Consider the following 24,015-nt stretch of genomic DNA (forward strand, 5'->3'; position numbering starts at 1 on the left):
GGGACCGGCGTCCCACCTCCGTCAGCGTCGACCACCCGGCCGGCCGGGGCCCCGCGGCCTCCGCCGGGCCGACCGGCCGGGCCTGGCGCGTGGGCCCGCTCGGCCGGCCTGCTTTCCCGCCTTCCCGTCCTTCGGCTCCGTCCCGGTCCGGCCCTGTCCGTTCGCGCCCGTGCCGGCCTCGCCCGTGCCTCCGCGGCTGCTCCGCTCGGTCCGGCCCCGCACGATGCCGATGAAGGTCTCGATCCTCGGGTCCTCGTCGTCGGCCCGCCAGGCGAGCCCCACGCGGGAACCGGTGACGCCGGTGACCGGGCGGTGGACCACGTCCTTGCGGTGGTGGAGCCGTGCGACGGAGAGGGGGACGATCAGGACGCCCGCCCCCGAGGCGGCCACCGCGACGGCCTGCTGGACGGTCATCGGGCCCAGCGCCGGGCGCGGACGGTCGGTGGCGACCGCTGCCCACTCCGGCACCTCCCCCGGGCTCTGGAGGAGGTTCTCGTCGGCGAGGTCGGCGACGTCGAGCTCGTCGAACGCGGCCACCGGGTGCTCCCGGGCCGCGACGACCACCGGCACCTCCTCGTACAGCGGGATGACGTGCAGGCCCGTGCGGTCGACCGGCAGGCGGACGAACGCGATCGAGCACGTCCCCGCGCGCAGGAGGGCCGAGGGATCGTCGCCCTCGTCGAGGACGGCGGCGTCCACCGGCGTGCCGGGCATGCGCGCGGCCCACGTGCGCAGCCACTTGTCCGGTGTGACCCCGGCGGCGAACCGGAGACGGAAAGGCTCCGTCATGCCGCCTCCTCTCGCGTCACGGATGGCCCCAGGCTAGTGCGCGTCGGCCGGACGGACGTGGACCGCCTACGCTGGGTCGGGTGAGCGCACCCAAGCAGCAGACCATGAAGCCCCAGACCGCTGCACGCAAGCTCGGTGTGCTCCTGGCCGCCACCCCGGAGGAGTTCCGCGGCCGGGACATCAGCCGCGAGGAGCTCAACGAGCTTCAGGCGAACCCGCCGGCGTGGCTGTCGGAGCTGCGGCGCTCCGGCCCGCACCCCCGGCAGGAGGTGGCGCGCAGGCTCCGCGTCTCCACCTCCGGCCTGGCCCGCGGGGGCGTCACGGAGCCGCTGACCACCGAGCAGATCAAGGCGCTGCTGGACGAGATGCCGACGTGGCTGGAGGCCGAGCGCGCGACCCACGAGCAGGTCCGTGCCGAGGAGGCCCGGCTGCGTGAGCGGGGCCGAGGGCGGTCCGCGCCCCTGAGGTCGCGCCGCCCCTGCGCGCGGGCGCCTCACCGGTGGACGCGCGTCCGCCCCGGCCCCCGTCCCCCGGCGGGCATCCTTCGACCGTGAGGGAGACGTGATGAGCGGGGCGACACCTCGGCGCACGGCCGGCGGTCGAGCCGGCCTCCTCACGGGCGGGGGCCGCCGTCGACGGCCGGCGGCGACGCCACGACGTCGGCAGCGCCGGATCGACCACGACGACGGGCCCCCGGCCGGAGAGGTCCACCCGCGGCACCGGAGCCGCGCCGCAAGCCGTGAGGGAATCCGAGAACCGGCGCTCGAGCACCGACACGCCCGCACCACCGCCGGCGACCCCGGCCCGCCCCCCGCTCTCGAACATGAGTACAACACTAGGCCGACCCACCGACATCGGCACCGGACCGGCCCGGAACTGTGGACGGAGCGGACTCCGAGGGCCGGCCCGGAACTGTGGACGAGCGGAGTCCGAGGGCCGGGCCGGTGCTCCGTCTCAGCTCGCGCCGTGCACGAGCGCACGCTTCAGCTGCGCCGCCACGGCGTCGAGCTCGTCGCGGGAGGGCCGTGCGGCCCCGTTGTCCTTCACGATCCGCAGGCCGTCGTCGGTCCAGCGGGGGATGACGTGCAGGTGCACGTGGCCGACGCTCTGCCCGGCGGCCTCCCCGTCCGACAGGTGCAGGTTCACGCCCTCGGACCACTCGGCGTCGGCACGGAGTGCGGCTGCGATCCGGTGAGCCGTGCGCCACACTGCCTCACCGACGGGCACGGGCAGGTCGACCAGCCCGGCCGCGTGCCGTCGCGGCACCACGAGCACGTGCCCCGTGTTCACAGGCACGGTGTCGAGGAAGGCGACGGCGTCGTCGTCGGCGAGGACGACGCTGGCCGGTGCGCCGCCGACGACGATCGCGCAGAACAGGCAGTGGTCGCTCTCGGGCGCCGACCCGCTCTCGGGCGCCGACCCGCCCTCGGGCGACGCGCCCCCGTTCACCGTCGTCAGCCGATCCGCTGCCACAGGAACTCGAACGCGAGGGCCTGCATCAACGCCGCCTGGGCGTTGGTCGCCGCCCCGCCGTGGCCGCCCTCGATGTTCTCGTAGTAGCTGACGTCCTTGCCGGCGTCGATCATCTGCGCCGCCATCTTCCGGGCGTGCCCGGGGTGCACCCGGTCGTCGCGCGTGGACGTCGTGAACAGCACCGGCGGGTAGTCGCGGTCCGGCTCGAACAGGTGGTATGCGGAGAACTCCTTGATGAACTCCCACTGCTCGGGGTCGTCCGGGTCGCCGTACTCCGCCATCCACGACGCCCCGGCGAGCAGGTGGGAGTAACGCTTCATGTCGAGCAGCGGGACCTGGCACACGATGGCGCCGAACAGCTCCGGGTACTGCGTGAGCATGTTGCCCATCAGCAGGCCGCCGTTCGATCCGCCCTGCGCGCCGAGGTGGGCCCGGTCCGTCACGCCGCGAGCCACGAGGTCGCGTGCGACGGCGGCGAAGTCCTCGTACGCCTTGTGCCGGTTCTGCTTGAGCGCGGCCTGGTGCCAGCGCGGCCCGTACTCCCCGCCGCCGCGGATGTTGGCGACGACGTACACCCCGCCGCGCTCGAGCCACGCCCGGCCGATGCCGCCCGAGTACGCCGGGACGCGCGAGATCTCGAAGCCCCCGTAGCCGTAGAGCAGCGTCGGCGCGGGCTCGACCTCGCCGTCGTGCGCGACCGGCTCTCGCGAGACCTGGAAGTACGGCACCCGGGTGCCGTCCGCGGAGGCGACGAAGTGCTGCTCGACGTGCAGCCCGGTGGTGTCGAAGTACGCCGGCAGAGACTTCAGCCGCTCGATCGACGTCGTCGCCCCGTCCTCGTCGAGGTCGAGCCGCGACAGCGTGGTCGGGGTGAGGAAGCCGGTGGTCGTCAGCCACAGCGCGTCCTCCTCGTCCGGGTCCACGGCGCCGACGGCGATCGTCGCCAGCTCCGGCACCTCGCCGGCCGCGGTGCCCCCCGCGGTCAGGTCGAGCGGCCGACGGCGCCACGCCTGACCCGACCCGGTCACCGGGGGGAGTGAGGACCTCGAGACGGTTGGAGACGTCGTCGAGGACGTTGAGCACCAGGTGGTGCCGCGTCCACGTCGCGCCGGCGAGCGACGTCGTCGGCGTCGGCGCGTAGAGCACCTCGAACCGGCGGTCGCCCGCGAGGAAGTGCTCGAGCGGGATGCCGAGCAACGCACCGCCGGAGTAGGTGCGGCCGTCGACGGTCCAGTCCTCGCGCAGCTCCACGGTGAGCCAGTCGCGGTAGAGGTCCGGCTCGGCGGAGCGTGGCACCTCGACCAGCGTCAGCTCGTCGTCGGGTCCGAGCAGGTAGAGCTCGGAGTCGTAGAAGGCGAGGTGCCGGAACACGACGTCGCGCTCATAGCCGGGCGTGGAGTCGTGCCCGGCGCCGATGAGCATGTCGGTGGGCTTTCCGGCGTAGATCTCCTTGGCCTCGGACAGCGGGGTGCCACGGTGCCACCGGCGCACCGTGCGCGGGTAGCCGGAGGTGGTCATCGACCCCTCGCCGAAGTCGGAGTAGACGAACACCGAGTCGCCCGACGCGTCCGCCCAGCCGATGCCGCCCTTCGACTCCTCGCGGGTGAAGCCGTCCTCGACCCACGTCCTCGTGGTCAGGTCGAACTCGCGGGTGATGTCGGCGTCCGACCCGCCGCGGGAGAGCTGGACGAGCGCGCGCGTGTACGACGGGCGCAGGACCCGGGCGCCGTGCCACACCCAGTTGGCGCCCTCGGCCTCGTTGAGGGCGTCGACGTCGATGAGCACCTCCCACTCCGGGTCGGCGGTCCTGTAGGAGTCCCAGGTGGTGCGGCGCCACAGTCCGCGCTCGTGCTCCGCGTCGGTCCAGAAGTTGTAGAGATGCTCGCCGCGCTGGACGACACCGGGGATCTTCTCGGTGGAGTCCAGGACCTCGAGGATCCCGCGACGCATGGCGTCGAAGCGCTCCCCGCCCGTCAGCACGGACTCCGCGTGCGCGTTGCGCTCGCGCACCCAGGCCAGCTGCTCGCGGCCCTCGACGTCCTCCAGCCAGGCGTAGCGGTCCTCGGTCCCGGCCGTGCTCGCCCGACCGGTCGCCGCGTCGGTCGTCCTCGTCCTCGTCATTGGCCTATCTCATCACGTGGCTGTGACGTCCGTCCGCCATGATCGGGAAGAGTTCCGTCCGTAGTTCTTGGCCTCACGACGCCGGCCGCACCCCTTCGCGGCTGAGCAGCCCGGCGAGCAGCTCTGCGAAGCGGTCGGGGTCCTCCAGGTGCGGGCTGTGCCCGACGCCCTCGAGGACCACCTCCTCGTAGCGCCCGCCCGCGGCCGCGAACCGGTCGAGCACCGTGCGCATCTGGCGGACCATCGGCTGCGCGGGGTAGACGTCGGCTCCCGGCCACCCCGGGATCGCCCCGACCGAGCCGAGGTGTCCGAGGTCGAGCAGCGAGGTGTCCGAGACGATCGCGTCGGCGTCGCCGCGCACCCAGAGCACCGGGCCGACCTCGGGCACGTCCGCGAAGCCGCTCATGTCGTAGTGCCGCGGCGAGAGAGCGTTGTTGATCCCTGTGGTCCCGGGCCCCACTCCGGGCCAGTTCTCGCTGGGCTCCGTCCCGCCCGGGTAGTGCTCGTCGCCGATCCTTGTGGAGAGCACGGAGTCGAGCAGCAGGTCCTCGTCCTCGAGCTGCGTCCCGGGCACGACGTAGAGCGAGCGGAACACGTTGAGCGGGGAGTGTGGCGCGTCGGTCGACCGGTCCCCGGCCGCGATCGCCGCGGCGAAGTCCGGGTTCGCGGTCCCGCCGCCCGAGCCCGCGTGGTCCGGCCACACCGGCGTGCCCTCCGCGTCCGCCGTCCCGCCGAAGCCGAAGGGCGACGCCGGAGCCTCCAGCAGGACGGCACCGACCCGTTCGGGGAGGTCGATCGCGAGCTGCATGACGGCGCCCGCGCCGGCCGAGTGGGCGACGAACGCGGCCCGCCCCACACCGAGGGCGTCCATCAACGTGGCAAGGTCGTCGGAGAAGTCCCGCATGCCGCGGGTCGCGTCGATCGGCAGCGGCTCGGTGTCGCCGTACCCGCGCAGATCCGGAGCGATGCCCCGCCACCCCTCCGGCAGCGCCGTCAGCAGACGGTGGAAGAACGCCGAGGAGGAGCAGTTCCCGTGCACCAGGATCACGGTGCCCGACGGCGACGTCGCCCCGCCCGGGTCCGTGTCCCGCACGTGCACGCGGATCCGCGACGTCTGGACGTCGTGCTCGATGACCTCACCCATGGAAAACTCCTTCGTCTCCCGACGGCGGTGACCCGCCGTGCCCTTTCCTCCCGACGGCGGCCGCGTCCGCCGTCGTCCGTGGAACCGGCGGCGGTATCTTGCCGCCGCCGGACTGCTCACCCCTCCAGCAGGAGGGCCTCGCCCTGCCCGCCGCCGCCGCAGAGGCCGACGGCGGCCCTGCCACCGCCGTTCCTGGCGAGCTGGTGGGCGGCGTGGACCACGAGCCGGGCGCCGGAGGCACCGATCGGGTGGCCCAGCGCGATGCCGCCGCCGTGCGGGTTGACCTTCTCGGGATCGGCACCGAGCTCCGCCGCCGAGTGCACGACGACGGCGCCGAAGGCCTCGTTGATCTCGACGAGGTCGAGGTCGGCCACGTCCCACCCCTGCCGGGCCAGCGCCTTCTCGATGGCGCGGGCGGGCTGCGCGTGCAGCGAGGCGTCCGGTCCCGCCACCTGGCCGGGGGCGCGCAGGGCGGCGAGCACCGTCCAGCCCTGCTCCTCCGCGTGGGCGCGGGTGGTCAGGACCACCGCGGCTGCGCCGTCGGAGATCTGGGAGGCGTTCCCGGCGGTGATGGAGCCCTCGGGGGTGAACGCCGGGCGCAGCGCGGAGAGGGACTCCACGGTGGTGTCGGGGCGGATCCCCTCGTCGGTCGTGACCTCGACCCCGCCCTTGCGGGTCCTCACGGTGACCGGGACGACCTCGCCCGCGAAGACGCCGTCCGCCCAGGCCTTGGCAGCGCGCTGGTGGGAGCGGGCGGCGACCTCGTCCTGCTGCTCGCGGGTGAGCGGGTAGGTCGACGCGGTCCTCCTGTCCGTGGCCAGGCCCATCGCCTCGCGGTCGTAGGCGTCGGTCAGCCCGTCGAAGGCCATGTGGTCCACCGCCTCGACGTTGCCGTAGGACCACCCGGCGCGGGTGCCCATGAGGAGGTGCGGGGCGTTCGTCATCGACTCCATGCCGCCCGCCACGACGACGTCGGCCTCGCCGGAGCGGATGAGCCGGGCAGCGTCGATGACGGCCGACAGCCCGGACAGGCACACCTTGTTGACGGTGGTGGCGTGCGCGGACCAGGGGATCCCGGCGCCGACGGCGGCCTGCCGGGCGGGCGCCTGCCCGGCGCCGGCCTGGAGGACCTGCCCCATGTAGACGGCCTCGACCGCCTCCGCGGGCACCCCGCCCTGATCCAGGGCGCCTGATCGCCGGCCGGCCCCGCGGAGCAGCGCCCGCCGAGGCGGCACCGGCCCCGCCGTCCCGCGGACCCGTGGGCGAAGCAGGAGCCGGCCTCGCGACCCTCGGGCTGGAGGCCACGCAGATCCCGGAGAACGAGGACGACCAGCCCGACCGCACGGCTGACGACGTCGCCGACGGCGCAGCCGGGCACGCCGCCGAGGACGTGAGCTCGTCCTTCGCGCCGCCCACCGCACCGCAGTCCCCGGGCGTCCCGGTGCACCCGGTGCGGCCGGAGCCGCCCGCCCCCTCCGCGGGCCCGGGGCTCATCTCGGAGGTGCCCTGGGCGCGTCCCGCCGACGACGGCGACCACGACGGCCACACGGTGCTGCCGTCGCAGCTGCCCCCGCTCCCGGCCGAGGAACGGCCGGCCGACGACGGGGGTCACGACGGCGAGCCCTGGGCCGAGCAGCCCATCCTCGAGCTCGTGCTCTCGACCGGCCCGCGCATCGAGGTCACCCGCCCCGTGCTGCTGGGCCGCGCGCCGGAGTCGTCCCGCTTCCGGGGCGGCGAGGTGCCGCGGCTGGTCACCGTCTCCAACCCGCAGCGCGACGTCTCGGGCACGCACGTGGAGATCCGGCCCGCCGGCGACCACGTCGTCGTCACGGACATGAACTCCACGAACGGCACGGTGCTCGTCCTGCCCGGGCAGCCGGCCTTCCGTCTCCACCCGGGCACCGGGGTGCCCGTGCCCGCCGGCGGCGTGGTCGAGCTCGGGACGGGCGTGAGCATCGCCGTCGTCAGGGCCGGCGAGGAGGCCGACGAGTGAGCCGCCGCGCGCCCGCCCGGCACCCGGAGCTGCCCGGGTACACGTTCGAGAAGCTGCTCGGCTCCGGCGGCTTCGCGGACGTCTACCTCTACACCCAGCACATGCCGCACCGGAAGGTGGCGGTCAAGGTCCTCACCCGCGAGGCCACCGAGGGCCAGCCCCGCGAGCAGTTCATCGCCGAGGCCAACCTCATGGCACGGCTGTCCGGGCACTCCTCGATCGTGGCGATCTACCACGCCGGCGAGGCCGCCGACGGCCGGCCGTACCTGGTGATGCAGTACTGCCCCCTGCCCAACCTCGCCGAACGGCTCAGGGTGCGGCCGCTGGGCGTGGCCGAGGCGGTCGGCATCGGCGTGCGCCTGGCGGGCGCGGTCGAGACGGCGCACCGCGCCGGAATCGTCCACCGCGACATCAAGCCCGCCAACGTCCTGACCACCGAGTACGGCCGCCCGGCGCTGACCGACTTCGGCATCGCCGGGATGACGACGGCGAACGCGGACGAGACGGCCGGCGTGTCAGTGCCGTGGGCCCCGCCGGAGTCCGTCGAGGGCCACGCGGCCGTCGGTGTCACCGGGGACGTGTACTCGCTCGCCGCCACCATCTACACGCTGCTCGCCGGGCGGTCGCCGTTCACCCGGCCCGGCGGCCCGAACACCAGGCTCGACTACACCATGCGCATCCGCCGCGACCCCGTGCCGCCCATCGGCGCGGGGACGTGCCGGCGTCGCTGGAGAAGGTCCTCGCCCGGGGCATGGCCAAGCTCCCGGCACACCGGTACCCGTCCGCGCTGGACCTCGGCCGCGCCCTGCAGGTGGTGGAGCAGGAGCTGCGCCTGCCGATGACGGACATCGAGGTGCCGGACACCTCGTGGCTCGGGGGCGGCCCGGGGGCCGCGCCGCGCCCGCGGGCGGGGACAACCGGACCGTCGTGCGCCAGGTGGTGGAGATCGACCCGCACCGGCTGGACGGCGTGGGAGTTGAGCACCAGCGCCCGCAGGGCACCCGGGTGGCGGTGGGCCCACAGGGCGGCGGTGAGCCCACCGGTGGAGTGGCCCATGAGCACCAGGTCGGTGCCCACGCCGAGCTCCGCCCGGACCACCTTCAGGGCGGCGTGGATGTCCTCGTCGTAGACCGTGAGCGACTCCATGAAGCCACGCGTCTGGTGCGCCCGCAGAGACCGGCCGTACTTGCGCAGGTCCAGTGCGTAGAAGGCGCCCGTCGGCCGACCAGCGGCGGGCGCTCGCGCTGGTAGAAGTAGTCGTTCCAGCCGTGCAGGTACAGCACGGCGAACGCGGGCGACGCGGCGTGCCGGGCAGCGCCGTCCCGGGTCGCGGCCCGGGGACGTGGCGGAACCAGGGTCGCGGGCCACCTCGCCCTCGTCGTCGTCGTGCAGCGGCAGCGTCCTGGCCTGGAACCCGGCCCCGAGCACGTCCGCGTCACGTCCTGGGCGACGACGCCGCCCACGCCCGGTGCGAGCGCCCGGTCGATCACCACGACGCGGCGGGCGCCGGCGAGGGCCTCCCGCACGGCGTCGTACGGGAAGGGACGGAAGGAGGTGACGCCGAGGACGCCGACGCGCTCCCCGGCGGCGCGGGCGTCGTCGACCGCGTCCTTGAGGGTGCCGAGCACGGAGCCCAGCGCCACCACCACGGTCTCCGCCCCGGCGGTGCGGTAGGGGCGCACGAGACCGCCGGACTCGCGGCCGAACGCCGCGGCGAACTCGTGGCCGACGCGCGCGATGACGTCGACGGCGTCGAGCTGGACCTGGTGGGCGAGATAGCGCACCTCGGTGAACGTCTCCGGCCCCACCATCGCGCCCATGGTCACCGGCTCGTCGGGGTCGAGACGCTGGCGGGGGGCTGAAGGGCGGCAGGAAGATGTCGACCTGGGCCTGCTCGGGGACGTCGACCTCCTCGAAGGCGTGGGTGAGGACGAAGCCGTCCATGCACACCATGACGGGGACGGAGAGCTCCTCGGCGATGCGGAAGGCCTGCACGTGAAGGTCGGCGGCCTCCTGGTTGTCCTCGGCGTAGAGCTGGAGCCACCCGGAGTCGCGCTGGCTCATGGCGTCGGAGTGGTCGTTCCAGATGTTGATGGGCGCGCCGACGGCCCGGTTGGCCACGGTCATGACGACCGGCAGCCGCATGCCGGCGGCGTTGTAGATCGGCTCGACCATGTACAGCAGGCCCTGGCTGGAGGTGGCCGTGTAGGCGCGTGCGCCGGTGGCGGAGGCGCCGATCGCGACGGACATGGCGGCGAACTCGGACTCGACGTTGACGTACTCGCTGGCCAGCTCCCCCGCCTTCACCAGGCGGGAGAGCTCCTCGACGATGTGGGTCTGCGGCGAGATGGGGTAGGCGCAGACGACGTGCGGGCGTGCCGCGGCCACCGCACGGGCGACGGCCCTCGATCCCTCGATCTGCTCACGCACGGAGCCGCTCCTTCCCTCCGGCGTCGTGGGCCGGGCCCGCGACGGAGTCGTACGCCGCGAGCGCGGCGGCGACGTTCCTCTCCCCCCGTCTCGCCGGGGAACCTCTCCCGCAGCGCGGCGACGACGGCACCCAGGTCGAGCGCGTCGTACAGGGCGGCGAACGCACCGAGCAGGACGGCGTTGGGGAGCGGCCGCCCGACGTGCTCCAGGGCGATCTCGGTGGCCGGCACGGTGACCGCGTGCCCCGGCGGCAGCGCCGCGAGCCGCTCGCCGAGCCCCAGCTCGTCGAGGCGGCGCCGGGAGTTGACGAGCGCGTACCCCTCCGGGCGCAGGCCGTCGAAGACGTCGACGGCGCGCAGGAGCGTCGGGTCCTGGACGATCACGGCGTCGGGCGCGAGGACGGGCTCGCGGACCCGGATCGGCCGCTCGGCGATGCGGCAGAACGAGACCACCGGGGCACCTGTGCGCTCGGAGCCGAAGCTCGGGAAGGCCTGGGCGTGGCGGCCCTGCCGGAAGGCGGCGTCGGCGAGCAGCTCGGCGGCCGTGACCACGCCCTGGCCGCCGCGACCGTGGATGCGGACCTGGAACACACCGACCTCCTCGTCGCTTTCCTCCCTTTGTATGCCGTGGATCACGCCGGGACCGGGGACCAAGGTCACCTGCCCGCGGTGGCACGCCGGTGACGTGGGACGACGCGCGGACGGGCGAGGCCCTAGGTTGGAGCCAGCACGAGAACCGACCGACGGAAGGACTGCTGTGAACCTCGACCGCCCGCTGGCCCAGGACCCCTACGAGAAGCTCCCCGCCGTGCCGTCGTTCACGCTCACCTCGAGCGACATCACCGACGGCGCCCCCATGGAGCCCGCCCACAGCCAGCGCGGCGGCAGCGTCTCCCCGCAGCTGTCGTGGTCGGGCTTCCCCGCCCAGACCCGCGGCTTCGTCGTCAGCTGCTTCGACCCGGACGCGCCGACACCGTCCGGCTGGTGGCACTGGAGCGTGGTGGACCTGGGCGCTGACACCACCGAGCTGGAGCAGGGCGCCGGGCAGTCGGACCTCATGCTGCCCGGGGCGGCCTTCCACCTGCGCAACGACGCCGGCGAGCACGCCTACACCGGCGCCGCCCCGCCCCCCGGGGACCGCGCGCACCGGTACTACTTCGCGGTCCACGCCCTCGACACCGAGACGCTGGAGCTCGACGAGGAGACCACGCCCACCAAGGCCGCGATCACGACCCTGTTCCACACCGTCGCCCGGGCCACGCTGACGGCCACGTTCCAGGCGTGACGACGACGCAGCCGGAGGGGGCGGGCAACGGGCCCGGCGACGGGCCCGGGACGACGCCGGAGCCGGGCACCGACCTCGGCTCGCCCCCGATGGACGCCTCGGAGCCGACGGCGGTGCTCGGCGAGCTCGACGACGTCGTCTTCGGCGCGCTCGTCTGGGTCCCGGCCCGCGAGCGCCCCGACCTGCTCGCCCCGCCCGTGCACGCCGCGCTCGCGGCGATGCCCTCGGACGCCGCCGCACAGGTGCTCGTCGCCGAGATCGACCCGGAGCTGGCGGACACCGCCACGATGACCGAGGCGTACGACCTGCCCACGGAGGTCTCCTCGAACTGCGTCATCGTCGCCGGGAGACGCGCCGGCGACGAGCGGGTGGCGGCGTGCCTCGTGCGCGCGACGACCCGTGCGGACGTCAACACCACGGTTCGCAAGCTGCTCGACGTCCGCAAGGCGTCGTTCTGGCCCACCGACCGGGCGGTCGAGGCCTCCGGGATGGAGTACGGCGGCATCACGCCGATCGGGCTGCCCCGCGACTGGCGCCTGCTCCTCGACGCGCGCGTGGTGCACGGCCAGTCGATCGTCGGCTCGGGCGTGCGTCGCTCGAAGCTGCTGGTGCCGGGCGAGGTGCTCGCCGCCCTGCCGGGCGCCGAGATCGTCGACGGCCTCGCGGTGCCCGCCGACTAGGCCGCCGGTGCTGACCACCGTCGCCGTCCGCGGCTACCGCTCGCTGCGGGACGTCGTGCTGCCGCTCGGGGCGCTGACCGTCGTCACGGGCGCGAACGGCACCGGGAAGTCGAACGTCTACCGGTCGCTGCACCTGCTGGCCGCCACCGCCCGGCTGTCCGCGATGCCGGGGGCGTGGCGCGGCGCTCGCGACTCAGCCGGCCGGCGGTGCGGGAAGAACGGCGATGATGTCCACCACACCGGCGAACGCAGGGCTGGCCTCCTCCTGCTCGCCGCCCTCGGTGCCGGGTGCCTGCAGCACCGCGCGCGAGCCGACCGGGACGCCGATCAGCTGGTCGAACAGCCCGCCCGTGCCGACCTGGAGCGAGGTGACGCCCGAGGACTCCCAGGTCGAGTTCGGCTGGCTGTTGTCCCACGCGTTCTCGGCGAGCTGGATGAGCACGGTCGTCCCCGGGGTCTCCGGGACCTTCTCCCCCCGTGCCGTTGGCGATCACCGTGACGCTCGGCTCGGTCGGCTCGGGAGCGCCCTCCTCGACCGTGACCGTGGCGGGCGCGCCCAGCGCACCCTCCACGACGACGGGAGTGTCCGGGGCCGGCTCGACCGGCGTCGCGTCCGCCTGGCCGGTGACGTCCGGCGCGTACGTCTCGACGACGTCGACGACGAAGACGAGCGTGTCACCCGGTGCCACGGACCCGTCGGGAGTGCCCTGGGGGTAGCCGAGGTCGGAGGGGATCGAGAGCAGGACGCGGTCGCCGACGTGCGTCCCGGTCAGCCCCTCCTTCCAGCCCTGGATGACGCCGTTGAGGCTGAACCCGGTCGGCGCGCCGCGCTCGAAGGAGCTGTCGAACACATCACCGTCCCAGACCTGCCCGACGTAGTCGGCCACGACGAAGTCGTCGGCGCCCACCTCGGCGCCGTCCCCCTCCTGGAGCACCTCGACCTGGAGGTCGGCGGGCGCACCCGTGCCGGGGAACTCGATCGTGGGGTCCTCGCCGAAGGCGCCGGAGACCGTGGGCAGCTCGGTGCCGGCCGGCGTGGCCTCGGCGGAGGCGCTGGCGGAGGCTCCGGCCGTCGGGTCCTCCTCCCCCTCGCCGCCGGAGCAGGACGCGAGGGTCAGGGCCGCGGCGAGCGCGAGGGTGGTCAGGACGGCGGGACGACGACGCAAGAGGTCTCTCCAGGGTTCGGTACGAGAGCGTTCGGGACCGCCGACGGCGCGCCGGCGGCCCTCCGGGGCCATCCCCGGACAGGGCGGCGGCCCCGGCCGGTGGATCCGGCTCGGGGCCGCGGGGGGGCGAGCCTCGGCCCGCCGGTCGGTCAGTGGAAGGAGTCGCCGCAGGCGCAGGATCCGCCGGCGTTCGGGTTGTCGATGGTGAAGCCCTGCTTCTCGATCGTGTCGGCGAAGTCGATCGTCGCGCCGTCGAGGTAGGGCACGCTCATGCGGTCGACGACGACCTCGACGCCGCCGAACTCGCGCACCGCGTCCCCGTCGAGCATGCGCTCGTCGAAGTAGAGCTGGTAGATGAGGCCGGAGCACCCGCCCGGCTGGACCGCCACGCGCAGGCGGAGGTCGTCGCGTCCCTCCTGCTCCAGCAGGGCGCGAACCTTGTTCGCCGCGACGTCGGTCAGCTCCACGCCGTGGGTGGCGACCTTCTCGGTGGTCTCGCTCATGGGTCTCTCCGCTTTCTCGGGACTGCTACGTCAACGCCAACGGCGTCGTCCGCCGGGTTGTTCCCCCAGCAGCGTACGTCCTCCGGCGCCCGGACCGCACGGGACCTCCGCCGCGGCGCACCCACGGGACGCGCGGTACCGCCCGCGCCGCGCGCCTACGCCGACCAGGTCCGGGGCACCGCCGTGCGGCGCCGGCTCAGACCTCGTCGGGCAGGAGGCGCCGGTCCTCGGCCGCCTCGTCCAGGCCGGCCGCCCCGGCCCTCGCGCCCCGGTCCGGCAGTGCCAGGCTGACCAGGACGAGAGCAAGCAGGGCGACCGGGAGGGAGATGAGGATCGAGTTGAGGCCGTACGGCTGGTCCAGCTGCTCCCAGACGATGGTGACCACGACGCCCAGCACCATGGACGTCACGGCGCCCCACCTGCTGACCCGCCTCCAGAAGAAGATGGCGAGCACCGGCGGGGCGATGGCCACGCCGTAGACGGTGTAGGAGTACATCTGCAGCTCGAGCACCGTCGGGAAGTACCGGCCGAGCACGTAGGCGATCGCCGCGATGCCGAGCACGGCGAGCCGGTGGACCCGCAGTCGCCCGCGGTCGTCCATCTCCCGGCCGAGCAGGCGCTGGGCCCCGTCGTAGACGACGTTGCCGGCACCGGACAGCAGGAACGACGAGCCGGTGGTGATGATGAAGGCGAGCGCTCCGGCGAGCACCAGCCCGCCGAGGACGGACGGCAGGTGGCCCTCGCCGGCGAGGGACAGGACGGCCGTGTCGGGGACGATGTCGGGCATCAGCACGACGGCCGCCGACCCGAGCAGGGCGACCGGCACGGTGACGAGGAAGCTGGAGAAGAAGAAGCCGGCGGTCGACTTGCGGGCCTCGTGCTCGTCGCGGGAGGCGCCGAGCCGCTGGTACATGTTCTGGTCCGCCAGGATGAGCAGGAACAGCGGCAGGAAGTAGCCCAGCAGCTGGAGGGCGGACAGACCGCCGGTGAGGGAGGTGTGCGTCTCCGGCAGGCCCTGCCGGAACTCGCTCCACCCGCCGATCTCGCCGCCCAGCACGATCGGCAGTGCGGCCATGAGGCCGAGCACGATGACCAGCGCGGAGAAGAAGTCGCTCCAGGCCACCGACTTCAGGCCACCGCCGACGGCGAGGAAGGTGACCAGCACCGCCACGACGATCGCTCCGGCCTCGGGCGAGAGCGGCGTGATCACGCTGAGGATGGGGGCGGTGGCGACGCGCCCCCCTCTGCCCGGCCGTCGTCGGCGGCGCCACCGTCGTCCGGGGCTCCGCAGTCGTCCGACCCGGCACCGTCGCCCGGGGCGGCGCAGTCGACGGCCGAGGGCGTCACCTTCACCATCCTCTCCGCCGGGGACGTTCTTCCCCACGACAACGTCAACCACCTCGCCGCGCTGCCCGGCGGCGGGTACGACTTCGTCCCGCTCATGGAGGGGGTCAGGGAGTGGACCGCCGGCGCCGACCTGGCGCTGTGCAACCTCGAGGTCCCCCTCGCCCCTCCGGGGCAGGCCGTCACCGGGTACCCCGTGTTCGGCGCGCCCGGCGAGCTGGTGCCGGCGCTCGCGGAGCTCGGCTGGGACGGCTGCGCCACGGCCACCAACCACGCCCTCGACCGTGGTGCGGCCGGCGTCGACCACACGCTCGACGTGCTCGACGCCGCCGGGCTCGGTCACGTCGGCACCGCGCGCAGCGACGCCGAGGCGGCCGCGCCGCAGCTCTACCGGCTCGAGCGGGGCGGACGGGAGCTCGTCGTCGCCCAGCTCTCGGCCACGACGATCATGAACGGCCAGGCCGCCCCGGCGAGCTCGCCGTGGGCGGTGACCAGGGCGGACGTCGCCGTGATGACCGGGCAGGCCCGCGCCGCGCGCGAGGCGGGCGCCGACGTCGTCGTCGCCAACGTCCACTGGGGCGTCGAGTACACCCACTCCCCCGTCGACGAGCAGCTCCGGATCGCCGCCGAGCTTGCCCGCGGCGGCCAGGTCGACGTCCTCATCGGCAGCCACTCGCACGTGCCGCAGCCGATCGACCGCCTGCCCGGGGGGCCCCGGGGCGAGGGCATGTGGGTCGTCTACTCGATGGGGAACTTCCTCTCCAACCAGGACGAGGCGTGCTGCACCATGGAGACGGCCACCGGGATCATGACCACGGCGACGGTCCGGGTCGCCGCCGACGGGCCGGCCGCCGTCACGGCGCTCGACTGGGCCCCGGTCACGGTGGATCGTGCCGACAGCCGGCGCATCTACCCCCTGGACGAGCTCGTCAGGGGCGCAAGGCCGGACGGGCTCGGCCTCGACGCGACCACCGTCGCCGCCCGCCACGTCCGCGTCACCGAGGTGATGGGCGCCGAGCGGATGCGCACGGAGCCGCCGACGCGACGGGCGACGCTCCGACGGTGATCCGCCGCCCACGCTGACGACGGGCCGGCACCGCCCCCGCGCGGCGGCGCCTCAGCGGCCGGTGAGCTGCCAGGCGTCCTCGCCGTCGTCGCTGTCCTCGTCGTCGTACCCGTCCGCCGCCGCGGGGAGGTGGCCCGCCACGCCGTCGGCGTACCGGTCCACCGGCGCCTCGTCGGCGAGGACCGCACCGGCGGCGTCGCCGACCTCGTCGCCGTCGTACGGCGCCTCCGCCGGCTCCTCCCCGCGCAGCATGGCGAGGGTCGCGGGCAGGTCGTCCGGCTGGACGAGGACCTCGCGGGCCTTGGACCCCTCGGAGGGGCCGACGATCTCGCGCGACTCGAGCAGGTCCATGAGCCGGCCCGCCTTGGCGAAGCCGACGCGCAGCTTGCGCTGCAGCATCGAGGTGGAGCCGAACTGGGTGGTGACGACCAGCTCCGCGGCCTGCAGCAGCAGGTCGAGGTCGTCGCCGATGTCCTCGTCCACCTGCTTCTTCGCCACCGGCGCGATGACGTCCTCGCGGTACGTGGGCTGCAGCTGCGCCTTGACGTGCTCGACGACGGCGTGGATCTCCGACTCGGTGACCCAGGCGCCCTGCACGCGCATCGGCTTGGCGGAGCCCATCGGCAGGAACAGGGCGTCACCCTGGCCGATGAGCTTCTCGGCGCCGGGCTGGTCCAGCACCACGCGGGAGTCGGCGAGCGAGGAGGTGGCGAACGCCAGCCGCGACGGCACGTTGGCCTTGATCAGGCCGGTGACGACGTCGACCGAGGGCCGCTGCGTCGCCAGGACCAGGTGGATGCCGGCGGCGCGGGCCAGCTGGGTGATGCGCTGGATCGACGCCTCGACGTCGCGCGGGGCGACCATCATCAGGTCGGCCAGCTCGTCGACGATCACCAGCAGGTACGGGTACGGCGCGATCTTCCGCTCGGAGCCCTCCAGGGGCTTGACCTTCCCGCTGCGCACCGCGGCGTTGAAGTCGTCGATGTGCTTGTACCCGAACATGGACAGGTCGTCGTAGCGCGCATCCATCTCCCGCACCACCCACTCCAGGGCCTCGGCGGCCTTCTTGGGGCTGGTGATGATCGGGGTGATCAGGTGCGGGATGCCCTCGTAGATGGTGAGCTCGACCCGCTTGGGGTCGACCAGCACCATGCGCACCTCCTCCGGGGTGGCGCGCATCATGATCGAGGTGATCATCGAGTTGACGAAGCTCGACTTGCCCGCGCCCGTGGCGCCCGCCACGAGCATGTGCGGCATCTTCGCGAGGTTGGCGATGACGTAGCCGCCCTCGACGTCCTTGCCGACGCCGACGACGAGCGGGTGCTCGGTGCGCCGGGCCACGGACGAGCGCAGCACGTCGCCGAGCGCGACGGTCTCCCGGTCGGCGTTCGGGATCTCGACGCCGATCGCGGACTTGCCGGGGATCGGCGACAGGATCCGGACGTCCGCGCTGGCCACGGCGTAGGCGATGTTCTTGCTCAGCGCGGTGATGCGCTCGACCTTCACGCCGGCGCCGAGCTCGAGCTCGTACCGGGTGACGGTCGGCCCGCGCGAGAAGCCGGTGACCCTGGCGTCGACCGAGAAGTCGGTGAGCACCTGCGTCAGCGCCTCGACGACGCGGTCGTTCGCGGCGGAGCGCACCTTGTGCGGGGCGCCCTTGACCAGCATCTCGTCGGCCGGGAGCGTGTAGATGACGTCCGGCGCGAGCTCGAGCTGCTCGGCCCGGGCCGGCAGGGCCTGCGTGGGCGGCGCGGTGAGCTCGGCCTTCTCCTCGGCCGCGGTCTCCGCCGTCGGTCCGGCCCGCCCGCCCCCACGGTGCGGACGACGACGGCGCCGTCCGGGACGCCGTCGGCGACGAGGTGGTAGAGGCCCTCGTCGTCGCCGAGCCTGACCTCACGGACGGCCAGCGCGTCGGGGGCGACCGTGTCGCCGGGGGGTGAGCGCGTCGCGCGCGGCGTAGACCTCGACGGTGGCCGCGGCGTCGCGCACCGCCCAGGTGCCGAGCGCCACCGAGGCGGCGACGAGAACGACCCCGACGCCGAGGCGAGGGTCCCGCCAGGTGGGTCGACGCATCCTGCGCGCCTGCGGCAGCTCATCCGTGTTCATCCACGCCCCCTGCTTGCTCACCGGCACATCGTGCCCCGGGCAGCATATTGCCGGATTCTTCCGTCCACAGGGACCGCTCGTGCCGCCGCGTCCCCGCACGGGTGGTGCGATGATGTGGCCATGGCGCAGCGATTCCTGACCCTGGCGGACGTTGCCGAGGAGCTCGCGGTCTCGGTCGCGCAGGTCCGTGTGCTCGTGCGCTCGGGCGAGCTGCGCGCCATCCAGGTCGGCGGCCGGAACCAGTGGCGCGTCGAGTCGGCGGCCCTGGAGGAGTACATCCAGGAGCAGTACGCCCGCACGCGGGCGCGGATCGAGGCCGAGCAGAGGTCGTGAGAGTCCGGGGCTGCTCCCCCGTCAGAGGCAGCTCGGCCGTCAGAGAGTGCTGACCACGACCACCGCGGCCAGCGCCACCGTGACGACCATGGGAGCCGGGGACTCCGGGCGGACGTCCACGTGGTCGGCACCCACGCGGGTGAGCCAGCCGGTGTAGTCGCCGCCGTCGCAGGTGACGCGCACCTGCACGCCCTCTCGGGCCAGCGCACGCAGCGCGTGCGTCATGCGTAGCCGCTTCTCCACCGTTCCCGCCTCGGGCGCCACCGGGCCGAGCGGCCAGGCCGCCTGGACCGCCGGCGTCGGGACCAGGTGGCGGCGCTCCTGGGCGTCCCCGAGGAGCAGCCACTGAGGTGCCGCGTCCAGCACCCTCCCCGACACGTCCACCCCCGACCGCAGACGTAGCCGGACGTCGTCGCCCAGCCGGGCGCGCAGGCGGTCCGGGAGGGTGGTCGCGCCCATCTCCGCCTCGGTGAGCTCGGCGACGAGCTCGTCGTCCTCCGCCCGCTCCGCCGCCGCCAGCTGGGCCTGCAGGTCCTCGAACAGCGCTTCCCACCGCATGCGCGCACGCTACGGCACCTCGGCACCCGCGCTCCGGACCGGCCGTCCACAGGCGCGTTACAGGGGTTTACAAGGCGGAGCACCTCCGATAGACCTACGTCACAGCACTTCAAAGTGCATCAAACGGCACGGTACGACACCAAGGGGGCCAACATGACCGGTTCGGCAGGACAACGCTCGACGCTCGGGCCGTTGGCCGGCCTGATCCTCACCGGGCCGCTCGGCGCCTGGCTGGCGTGGCGGGCAGCGGACGTCGGCACCTTCCTCGCACGAGCCGCGGGCGCCGCCGGGCCGGACGACCTGGCGGCGTCCGTCTCGGTCGCACTGCTGTGGGCGGGCTGCGCAGCGGCCGCCTGGTACTTCGTCACGTGCCTGGCCGTCGTGATGGTCCACCTCGCGCGCGGGCTGGACGCAGGGACCGCCGGTCTGGAGCGCGTCGTGCGCCGGTGGGGCTTCCCCCGTCGTGCGCCGCACGCTGCTCTCCACCGCGGCCGCGGGAGATCCGTCTCCCCGGAGGACGAGGACCGCGAGCTCCTCGAGAGCTTCGACATCGACCTCGAGGCGGAGGAGGCCGGGGAGTCCGACGACGTCCTGCGCGGCCGCCGGTCGTGACCGTCATGGGTCACGTCGACCACGGCAAGACCAAGCTCCTCGACGCCATCCGGTCCACGGACGTCGTCGCCGAGGAGCACGGCGGCATCACCCAGCACATCGGCGCGTACCAGGTGCGCACCGATCACGAGGGCCAGGACCGCGCGATCACGTTCATCGACACCCCGGGTCACGAGGCGTTCACCGCCATGCGTGCCCGCGGCGCCGACGTCACGGACATCGCGATCCTCGTGGTCGCCGCGGACGACGGCGTGATGCCGCAGACCGTGGAGGCGCTCAACCACGCCCAGGCGGCCGACGTGCCGATCGTGGTCGCGGTCAACAAGGTGGACAAGGAGGGGGCCAACCCCGCCAAGATCCGCCAGCAGCTGACCGAGTACAACCTCGTGGCCGAGGAGTACGGCGGCGACACCATGTTCGTCGACGTCTCCGCGCTGCGGCGCATGGGCATCGACGACCTTCTCGAGGCCGTCCTGCTCACCGCGGACGCCGCTCTGGAGCTGCGGGCGAACCCCGACAAGGACGCCCGCGGCGTGGCCATCGAGGCCAACCTCGACAAGGGCCGCGGCGCTGTCGCGACCGTGCTGGTCCAGTCCGGCACGCTGCAGGTCGGTGACGCCATCGTCGCGGGCACCGCCCACGGCCGCGTGCGTGCCATGTTCGACGAGCACGGCCAGAACCTGCGCGAGGCGGGCCCGTCCCGTCCCGTCCAGGTGCTGGGCCTGCAGTCCGTGCCCCGGGCCGGTGACACCTTCCTGGTGGCGCCGGACGACCGCACCGCCCGGCAGATCGCCGACAAGCGCGAGGCCGCCGAGCGGGCCGCGACGCTCGCCAAGCGCCGCAAGCGCGTCAGCCTCGAGGACTTCACCAAGGCGCTCGAGGAGGGCAAGGTCGAGAACCTCAACCTCATCCTCAAGGGTGACGTCTCCGGTGCCGTCGAGGCGCTGGAGGACTCGCTGCTCAAGATCGACGTGGGCGACGAGGTCGCGCTGCGGATCATCCACCGCGGCGTCGGTGCGATCACGCAGAACGACGTCAACCTGGCGACCGTGGACAACGCGGTCATCATCGGCTTCAACGTGCGCCCCGCCGAGCGGGTCGCCGAGCTGGCCGACCGCGAGGGCGTGGACCTGAAGTTCTACTCGGTCATCTACGACGCGATCGAGGACGTCGAGAACGCCCTGAGGGGCATGCTCAAGCCGGAGTTCGAGGAGGTCCAGCTGGGCACCGCGGAGATCCGCCAGGTGTTCCGCTCCTCCAAGTTCGGCAACATCGCCGGCTCGATCATCCGGTCCGGCCTCATCCGCCGCAACGCCAGCGCCCGCCTCGTGCGCGACGGTGTCGTGGTGGCGGACAAGCTCACCATCGAGTCCCTGCGACGCGAGAAGGACGACGTCACCGAGGTCCGCGAGGGCTTCGAGTGCGGTATCGGCCTCGGGTACCGGGACATCCAGGAGGGCGACGTCATCGAGACGTTCGAGATGCGCGAGAAGCCGCGCGCCTGACGCTCGACCCGAGCGGCCCCGCTGGTACGAACGTGCCCGCGGGGCCGCTCGCTCCCACCCATCATCAGGAGGACCCCCATGGCTGACGCGCCCCGCGCCCGCCGGCTCGCCGAGCGGATCCAGCAGATCGTCGCGCGCATGCTCGACACCCGGATCAAGGACCCCCGCCTGGGGTTCGTCACCGTCACCGACGTGCGCGTGACCGGCGACCTGCAGAACGCCACCGTCTTCTACACCGTCCTCGGCTCGGAGGAGGAGCGTGCGGCCTCGGCCGCGGCGCTGGCCTCCGCCAAGGGGCTCATCCGCTCCGAGGTCGGCAAGCAGACCGGCATCAGGCTCACCCCGACGCTGGAGTTCGTGCCCGACGCCGTCCCCGAGACCGCCGCCAGCCTCGAGGACGCCCTGCGCGAGGCTGCCGCCCGCGACGCCGAGGTGGCCGCCCTCGCGGCGAGCGCCAGCTACGCCGGCGAGGCCGACCCCTACCGCCGGCCCGAGGAGGACCTCGGCGACGAGGAGCCCCAGGACGAGGGGGGTCCGCCACCGCGCCGGGCGTGACCGCCTGCCGTGAGGACAGACCGCGGCCGCACCTCTGGACCGGGTGCGCCGCCGCGCCACTGCAGCGGCCGAGCCGGACGTGCGGCACCACGGGCGCCGGCCCAGCGGTGGCAGCCTCGGCCGCACGCCCGTACGGTCGAAATCCCCGAGAACGCGCGCCCCGGCGCGCACGTCACGCGGGGCAGCATCCAGGAGGAAGGAAGATCATGCGACTGATCCGTGGAGCCCTCAAGGGCGCCGTCGCCGCCAAGGCGATCCAGATCGTGCGCCGTGAGGCCGCCAAGCCCGAGAACCAGCGCCGGGCCAAGGAGCTGCTGGAGAAGGTCCGCACCAGGGGCAGCTCGGCCGGGCGCGCCGGACGGTGAGGGCCGCCGAGGGACGCGTCAGGGCGGCGGTGATCCGCTCGTTCGACGGCCCGGGTGCCGTGGAGCTCACCGAGCTCGACGCCCCGGGCATCGGGCCCGACGACGTGCTCGTCAAGACGGCCGCGGCGGGCGTCAACCCCGTCGACTGGAAGATCCTCTACGGCGGCATGCGCGGCGCGGTCCCCAACCACCTGCCGCTCGTGCCCGGCTGGGACGTCGCGGGAACCGTCCTCGCGGCCGGCCCCGCCATCGAGGGCCTCGCCCCCGGCGACCGTGTCGCCGCCTACGCCCGCAAGGACCACATCCAGGCCGGCACCTTCGCCGAGCAGGTCAGCGTGCCTGGACGCGCCTGGGCGAAGGTGCCGGACGACGTCCCGCTCGACGTCGCCGCAGGCGTCCCCCTCGCCGGGATGACCGCGGACATGCTGCTCGACGCCGCCCGGGTGGCCGACGGCGACACGGTCCTGGTCCACGCCGCCGCCGGTGGCGTCGGTTCGTTCGCCGTGCAGCTGGCACGCCTGCGCGGCGCGCTCGTGCTCGGCACGGCGAGCGCCCGCAACCACGAGTACCTCTCCGACCTCGGCGCCGTGCCCGTGGAGTACGGCGAGGGGCTGGTCGGCAACGTCCGGCGCGAGGCACCGGACGGCGTCGACGCCGTCATCGACCTGGTGGGCGGGGACGCCCTCGACGCGTCCGCGGAGGTCCTCGCCGACGGCGCACGCGTCGCCTCGGTCGTGGACCCGGGGGTCAGGGAGCGGTTCGGCGGCCGCTACGTCTACGTCCGCCCCGACCGGGCCCGGCTCTCCCGCCTCCTCGACCAGGTCGCGCACGGCGAGCTGCGTGTCGAGATCGCCGAACGGTTCCCCCTCGACCGTGCGCGTGACGCGCTCCTCACGAGCGAGCGTGGCCACGTCCGCGGGAAGCTCGTGGTCACGGTGTGACGCGCCGCCAGCGGAGGCTCCGGGAATGAATCCCGCGCCCTCGCGTTATCTCCCCCAGAGCAACCCCACGAGGAGGAAGCAGCAGCATGGCGACGAAGAACATCACCACCGCGGAGTTCGAGCAGACGATCAGCGGCGACGGCATCACGCTCGTCGACTTCTGGGCCGACTGGTGCGGCCCCTGCAAGCAGTTCGCCCCCATCTACGAGAGGGTCTCCGAGGCGAACCCGGAGATCACGTTCGCGAAGGTCGACACGGAGGCCGAGCAGCAGCTCGCCGCCCAGCTCCAGATCACCGCCATCCCGACCCTGATGGCGTTCCGCGACGGGATCCTCGTCTTCTCCCAGGCGGGCGCGCTGCCGGCGAAGAGCCTCGAGCAGCTGGTCGACGGCGTCAAGGGCCTCGACATGGAGGAGGTCCGGCGCCAGGTGGCCGAGCACGAGGCCAGCCACCAGCACTGACACCCCGTGTCCGGCCGTCCGGACACGTGCAGGGCCCGCCCCACGGGGCGGGCCCTTCTTCTTGGCCCGGAACCCCCGCTGGCGGCCCCCAGGTCCGGCCGCCGCACGGACCGGCCACGAAGGGCCCGAGCGACGGAGCGGGGCGCCCGTGGCCGTGGTGTGTCGCGACTCCTCCGCCCGTCGCCCCCGCCGGCCGGCCGCTCCCGGTGCTAGAGAAGGGCGGCCTCCGGGCCCTCCAGCCACTCGGTGACGAAGGTGTCGTTCGCGTGGATGTTCGTGGACCGGAACGTCTCCGGTCCCAGCACCGCGAACTTGTGCGGGGTGAAGCCGGGCACCACGATCACGTGGCCCGACGCGCCCACGAGCTCCTCGTCCCCGACGGTGAACAGCGCCCGCCCGGAGTGGATGACGAAGGTCTCGGCGTACGGGTGCTTGTGCAGGTACGGACCGGCCCCCGGCTCCGCCGTGCTGGTGAAGATCAGGGAGACGCCCGCCTCGCAGCCGCGGCCCTCGAGCTGACGCACCGGTCCCCCGCCGGGGCCTGCGGTGCTGAGGTCGATCACGAGCATGCGAGCTCCTCCTCGAG

The 24,015-nt window shown here is 73.8% G+C and carries 26 protein-coding genes and 5 pseudogenes; 14 read left to right on the forward strand and 17 right to left on the reverse strand.

Annotation, left to right across the window (positions count from 1 at the left end):
• Positions 1 to 21: 21 nt before the first annotated feature.
• A complete protein-coding gene (locus DA06_RS16045; RefSeq protein ID WP_043501893.1) occupies positions 22 to 789 on the reverse strand; it encodes a LysR substrate-binding domain-containing protein in 768 nt (255 codons plus the stop codon).
• A 104-nt stretch (positions 790 to 893) separates the two neighbouring features.
• On the opposite strand from DA06_RS16045, the gene DA06_RS16050 reads away from it, so the two are divergent.
• The gene (locus tag DA06_RS16050; RefSeq protein WP_418605459.1) at positions 894 to 1,343 is read left to right on the forward strand and encodes a DUF5997 family protein; all 450 of its coding nucleotides are present in this window, start codon (positions 894 to 896) and stop codon (positions 1,341 to 1,343) included.
• Positions 1,344 to 1,743: 400 nt separating this feature from the next.
• Here the strand turns inward: DA06_RS16050 and DA06_RS16055 are convergent, their stop codons facing one another.
• The 5 genes and pseudogenes from DA06_RS16055 to DA06_RS16075 all read right to left on the reverse strand — a co-directional run bounded on the left by DA06_RS16055 (position 1,744) and on the right by DA06_RS16075 (position 6,762).
• Positions 1,744 to 2,238, reverse strand: a complete 495-nt coding sequence (locus DA06_RS16055; RefSeq protein WP_418608049.1) for an HIT family protein — start codon at positions 2,236 to 2,238, stop codon at positions 1,744 to 1,746.
• A 5-nt stretch (positions 2,239 to 2,243) separates the two neighbouring features.
• Entirely contained in the window at positions 2,244 to 3,290 is a 1,047-nt protein-coding gene (locus DA06_RS16060; RefSeq protein ID WP_418608051.1) for a prolyl oligopeptidase family serine peptidase, read from the reverse strand.
• Between the two features lie 70 nt (positions 3,291 to 3,360).
• Positions 3,361 to 4,383: pseudogene (locus DA06_RS16065) on the reverse strand (S9 family peptidase); the annotation flags it as partial.
• 73 nt (positions 4,384 to 4,456) lie between these two features.
• Complete coding sequence (locus DA06_RS16070) at positions 4,457 to 5,527, reverse strand: alpha/beta fold hydrolase (protein ID WP_052436847.1); 1,071 nt, start codon at positions 5,525 to 5,527, stop codon at positions 4,457 to 4,459.
• Between the two features lie 116 nt (positions 5,528 to 5,643).
• On the reverse strand, positions 5,644 to 6,762 hold the full coding sequence (locus DA06_RS16075) for an acetyl-CoA C-acyltransferase (RefSeq protein ID WP_418605460.1): 1,119 nt from the start codon (positions 6,760 to 6,762) through the stop codon (positions 5,644 to 5,646).
• A gap of 23 nt (positions 6,763 to 6,785) precedes the next feature.
• Between DA06_RS16075 and DA06_RS16080 the strand changes: the two genes are divergently transcribed.
• The gene (locus tag DA06_RS16080) at positions 6,786 to 7,520 is read left to right on the forward strand and encodes an FHA domain-containing protein (protein WP_052436848.1); all 735 of its coding nucleotides are present in this window, start codon (positions 6,786 to 6,788) and stop codon (positions 7,518 to 7,520) included.
• On the forward strand, positions 7,517 to 8,362 hold the full coding sequence (locus DA06_RS16085; protein ID WP_052436849.1) for a serine/threonine-protein kinase: 846 nt from the start codon (positions 7,517 to 7,519) through the stop codon (positions 8,360 to 8,362). The genes DA06_RS16080 and DA06_RS16085 overlap by 4 nt, the downstream gene beginning before the upstream one ends.
• A 175-nt stretch (positions 8,363 to 8,537) precedes the next feature.
• On the opposite strand, the pseudogene DA06_RS16090 reads toward DA06_RS16085, so the two are convergent.
• The 4 genes and pseudogenes from DA06_RS16090 to DA06_RS16105 form a co-directional block, all read right to left on the reverse strand.
• Positions 8,538 to 8,693: pseudogene (locus DA06_RS16090) on the reverse strand (alpha/beta hydrolase); the annotation flags it as partial.
• A complete protein-coding gene (locus DA06_RS16095) occupies positions 8,621 to 9,340 on the reverse strand; it encodes a transketolase C-terminal domain-containing protein (RefSeq protein ID WP_418608052.1) in 720 nt (239 codons plus the stop codon). The pseudogene DA06_RS16090 and the gene DA06_RS16095, both read right to left, overlap by 73 nt.
• 100 nt (positions 9,341 to 9,440) lie before the next feature.
• Positions 9,441 to 9,908, reverse strand: a pseudogene (porA, locus tag DA06_RS16100) (pyruvate ferredoxin oxidoreductase); the annotation flags it as partial.
• Positions 9,824 to 10,540, reverse strand: a complete 717-nt coding sequence (locus tag DA06_RS16105; protein ID WP_418605463.1) for a 2-oxoacid:acceptor oxidoreductase family protein — start codon at positions 10,538 to 10,540, stop codon at positions 9,824 to 9,826. The gene DA06_RS16105 and the pseudogene porA, both read right to left, overlap by 85 nt.
• Before the next feature lie 166 nt (positions 10,541 to 10,706).
• Here DA06_RS16105 and DA06_RS16110 point away from each other — a divergent pair, with 166 nt between their 5' ends.
• From DA06_RS16110 to DA06_RS16120, 3 genes and pseudogenes are all read left to right on the forward strand, one after another.
• Positions 10,707 to 11,234, forward strand: a complete 528-nt coding sequence (locus DA06_RS16110) for a YbhB/YbcL family Raf kinase inhibitor-like protein (protein ID WP_043501913.1) — start codon at positions 10,707 to 10,709, stop codon at positions 11,232 to 11,234.
• A gap of 89 nt (positions 11,235 to 11,323) precedes the next feature.
• Positions 11,324 to 11,914, forward strand: a complete 591-nt coding sequence (locus DA06_RS16115) for a YbaK/EbsC family protein (protein WP_052436850.1) — start codon at positions 11,324 to 11,326, stop codon at positions 11,912 to 11,914.
• A 7-nt stretch (positions 11,915 to 11,921) separates the two neighbouring features.
• Positions 11,922 to 12,068 (forward strand): annotated as a pseudogene (locus DA06_RS16120) (AAA family ATPase); the annotation flags it as partial.
• Here the strand turns inward: DA06_RS16120 and DA06_RS16125 are convergent.
• The 3 genes from DA06_RS16125 to DA06_RS16135 all read right to left on the reverse strand — a co-directional run bounded on the left by DA06_RS16125 (position 11,998) and on the right by DA06_RS16135 (position 14,982).
• Positions 11,998 to 13,152: an FKBP-type peptidyl-prolyl cis-trans isomerase gene (locus DA06_RS16125; RefSeq protein ID WP_418605464.1), complete on the reverse strand. Its 1,155-nt coding sequence runs from the start codon at positions 13,150 to 13,152 to the stop codon at positions 11,998 to 12,000. The pseudogene DA06_RS16120 and the gene DA06_RS16125 sit on opposite strands and share 71 nt — an antisense overlap.
• Before the next feature lie 77 nt (positions 13,153 to 13,229).
• Positions 13,230 to 13,583: a HesB/IscA family protein gene (locus DA06_RS16130; RefSeq protein ID WP_043501918.1), complete on the reverse strand. Its 354-nt coding sequence runs from the start codon at positions 13,581 to 13,583 to the stop codon at positions 13,230 to 13,232.
• Between the two features lie 196 nt (positions 13,584 to 13,779).
• The gene (locus tag DA06_RS16135) at positions 13,780 to 14,982 is read right to left on the reverse strand and encodes a sodium:solute symporter family protein (protein ID WP_418608054.1); all 1,203 of its coding nucleotides are present in this window, start codon (positions 14,980 to 14,982) and stop codon (positions 13,780 to 13,782) included.
• 9 nt (positions 14,983 to 14,991) lie between these two features.
• Here DA06_RS16135 and DA06_RS16140 point away from each other — a divergent pair, with 9 nt between their 5' ends.
• On the forward strand, positions 14,992 to 15,993 hold the full coding sequence (locus tag DA06_RS16140) for a CapA family protein (protein WP_418608055.1): 1,002 nt from the start codon (positions 14,992 to 14,994) through the stop codon (positions 15,991 to 15,993).
• A gap of 51 nt (positions 15,994 to 16,044) precedes the next feature.
• Here the strand turns inward: DA06_RS16140 and DA06_RS16145 are convergent, their stop codons facing one another.
• Positions 16,045 to 17,661 (reverse strand): DNA translocase FtsK, encoded by a 1,617-nt coding sequence (locus DA06_RS16145; protein ID WP_418605466.1) that lies wholly within the window; start codon positions 17,659 to 17,661, stop codon positions 16,045 to 16,047.
• Here DA06_RS16145 and DA06_RS16150 point away from each other — a divergent pair.
• Positions 17,638 to 17,859, forward strand: coding sequence for a hypothetical protein (locus DA06_RS16150; protein ID WP_418605467.1), 222 nt, complete (start codon positions 17,638 to 17,640; stop codon positions 17,857 to 17,859). The two genes, DA06_RS16145 and DA06_RS16150, sit on opposite strands and share 24 nt — an antisense overlap.
• Before the next feature lie 27 nt (positions 17,860 to 17,886).
• On the opposite strand, the gene DA06_RS16155 is transcribed toward DA06_RS16150, so the two are convergent.
• A complete protein-coding gene (locus tag DA06_RS16155; protein ID WP_418605469.1) occupies positions 17,887 to 18,120 on the reverse strand; it encodes a hypothetical protein in 234 nt (77 codons plus the stop codon).
• A 99-nt stretch (positions 18,121 to 18,219) separates the two neighbouring features.
• Between DA06_RS16155 and DA06_RS16160 the strand changes: the two genes are divergently transcribed.
• Positions 18,220 to 18,432, forward strand: coding sequence for a helix-turn-helix domain-containing protein (locus tag DA06_RS16160; RefSeq protein ID WP_043501930.1), 213 nt, complete (start codon positions 18,220 to 18,222; stop codon positions 18,430 to 18,432).
• Between the two features lie 39 nt (positions 18,433 to 18,471).
• Here DA06_RS16160 and DA06_RS16165 read toward each other — a convergent pair whose 3' ends face one another.
• The gene (locus DA06_RS16165; protein WP_043501932.1) at positions 18,472 to 18,990 is read right to left on the reverse strand and encodes a hypothetical protein; all 519 of its coding nucleotides are present in this window, start codon (positions 18,988 to 18,990) and stop codon (positions 18,472 to 18,474) included.
• A 504-nt stretch (positions 18,991 to 19,494) separates the two neighbouring features.
• On the opposite strand from DA06_RS16165, the pseudogene infB reads away from it, so the two are divergent.
• From infB to trxA, 5 genes and pseudogenes are all read left to right on the forward strand, one after another.
• Positions 19,495 to 21,107 (forward strand): annotated as a pseudogene (gene infB, locus DA06_RS16170) (translation initiation factor IF-2); the annotation flags it as partial.
• A 78-nt stretch (positions 21,108 to 21,185) separates the two neighbouring features.
• Entirely contained in the window at positions 21,186 to 21,662 is a 477-nt protein-coding gene (gene rbfA, locus DA06_RS16175; RefSeq protein ID WP_418605470.1) for a 30S ribosome-binding factor RbfA, read from the forward strand.
• Positions 21,663 to 21,868: 206 nt separating this feature from the next.
• Entirely contained in the window at positions 21,869 to 22,027 is a 159-nt protein-coding gene (locus tag DA06_RS16180) for a hypothetical protein (protein ID WP_418605471.1), read from the forward strand.
• Entirely contained in the window at positions 22,024 to 22,968 is a 945-nt protein-coding gene (locus DA06_RS16185) for an NADP-dependent oxidoreductase (protein ID WP_043501940.1), read from the forward strand. The genes DA06_RS16180 and DA06_RS16185 overlap by 4 nt, the downstream gene beginning before the upstream one ends.
• 86 nt (positions 22,969 to 23,054) lie before the next feature.
• A complete protein-coding gene (gene trxA / locus DA06_RS16190; RefSeq protein ID WP_043501942.1) occupies positions 23,055 to 23,429 on the forward strand; it encodes a thioredoxin in 375 nt (124 codons plus the stop codon).
• 209 nt (positions 23,430 to 23,638) lie between these two features.
• Here trxA and DA06_RS16195 read toward each other — a convergent pair whose 3' ends face one another.
• Positions 23,639 to 23,998, reverse strand: a complete 360-nt coding sequence (locus tag DA06_RS16195) for a cupin domain-containing protein (protein WP_052436852.1) — start codon at positions 23,996 to 23,998, stop codon at positions 23,639 to 23,641.
• Positions 23,999 to 24,015 lie beyond the last annotated feature (17 nt).

The sequence above is a fragment of the Georgenia sp. SUBG003 genome, assembly GCF_000715355.2.
GTDB lineage: Bacteria > Actinomycetota > Actinomycetes > Actinomycetales > Actinomycetaceae > Georgenia.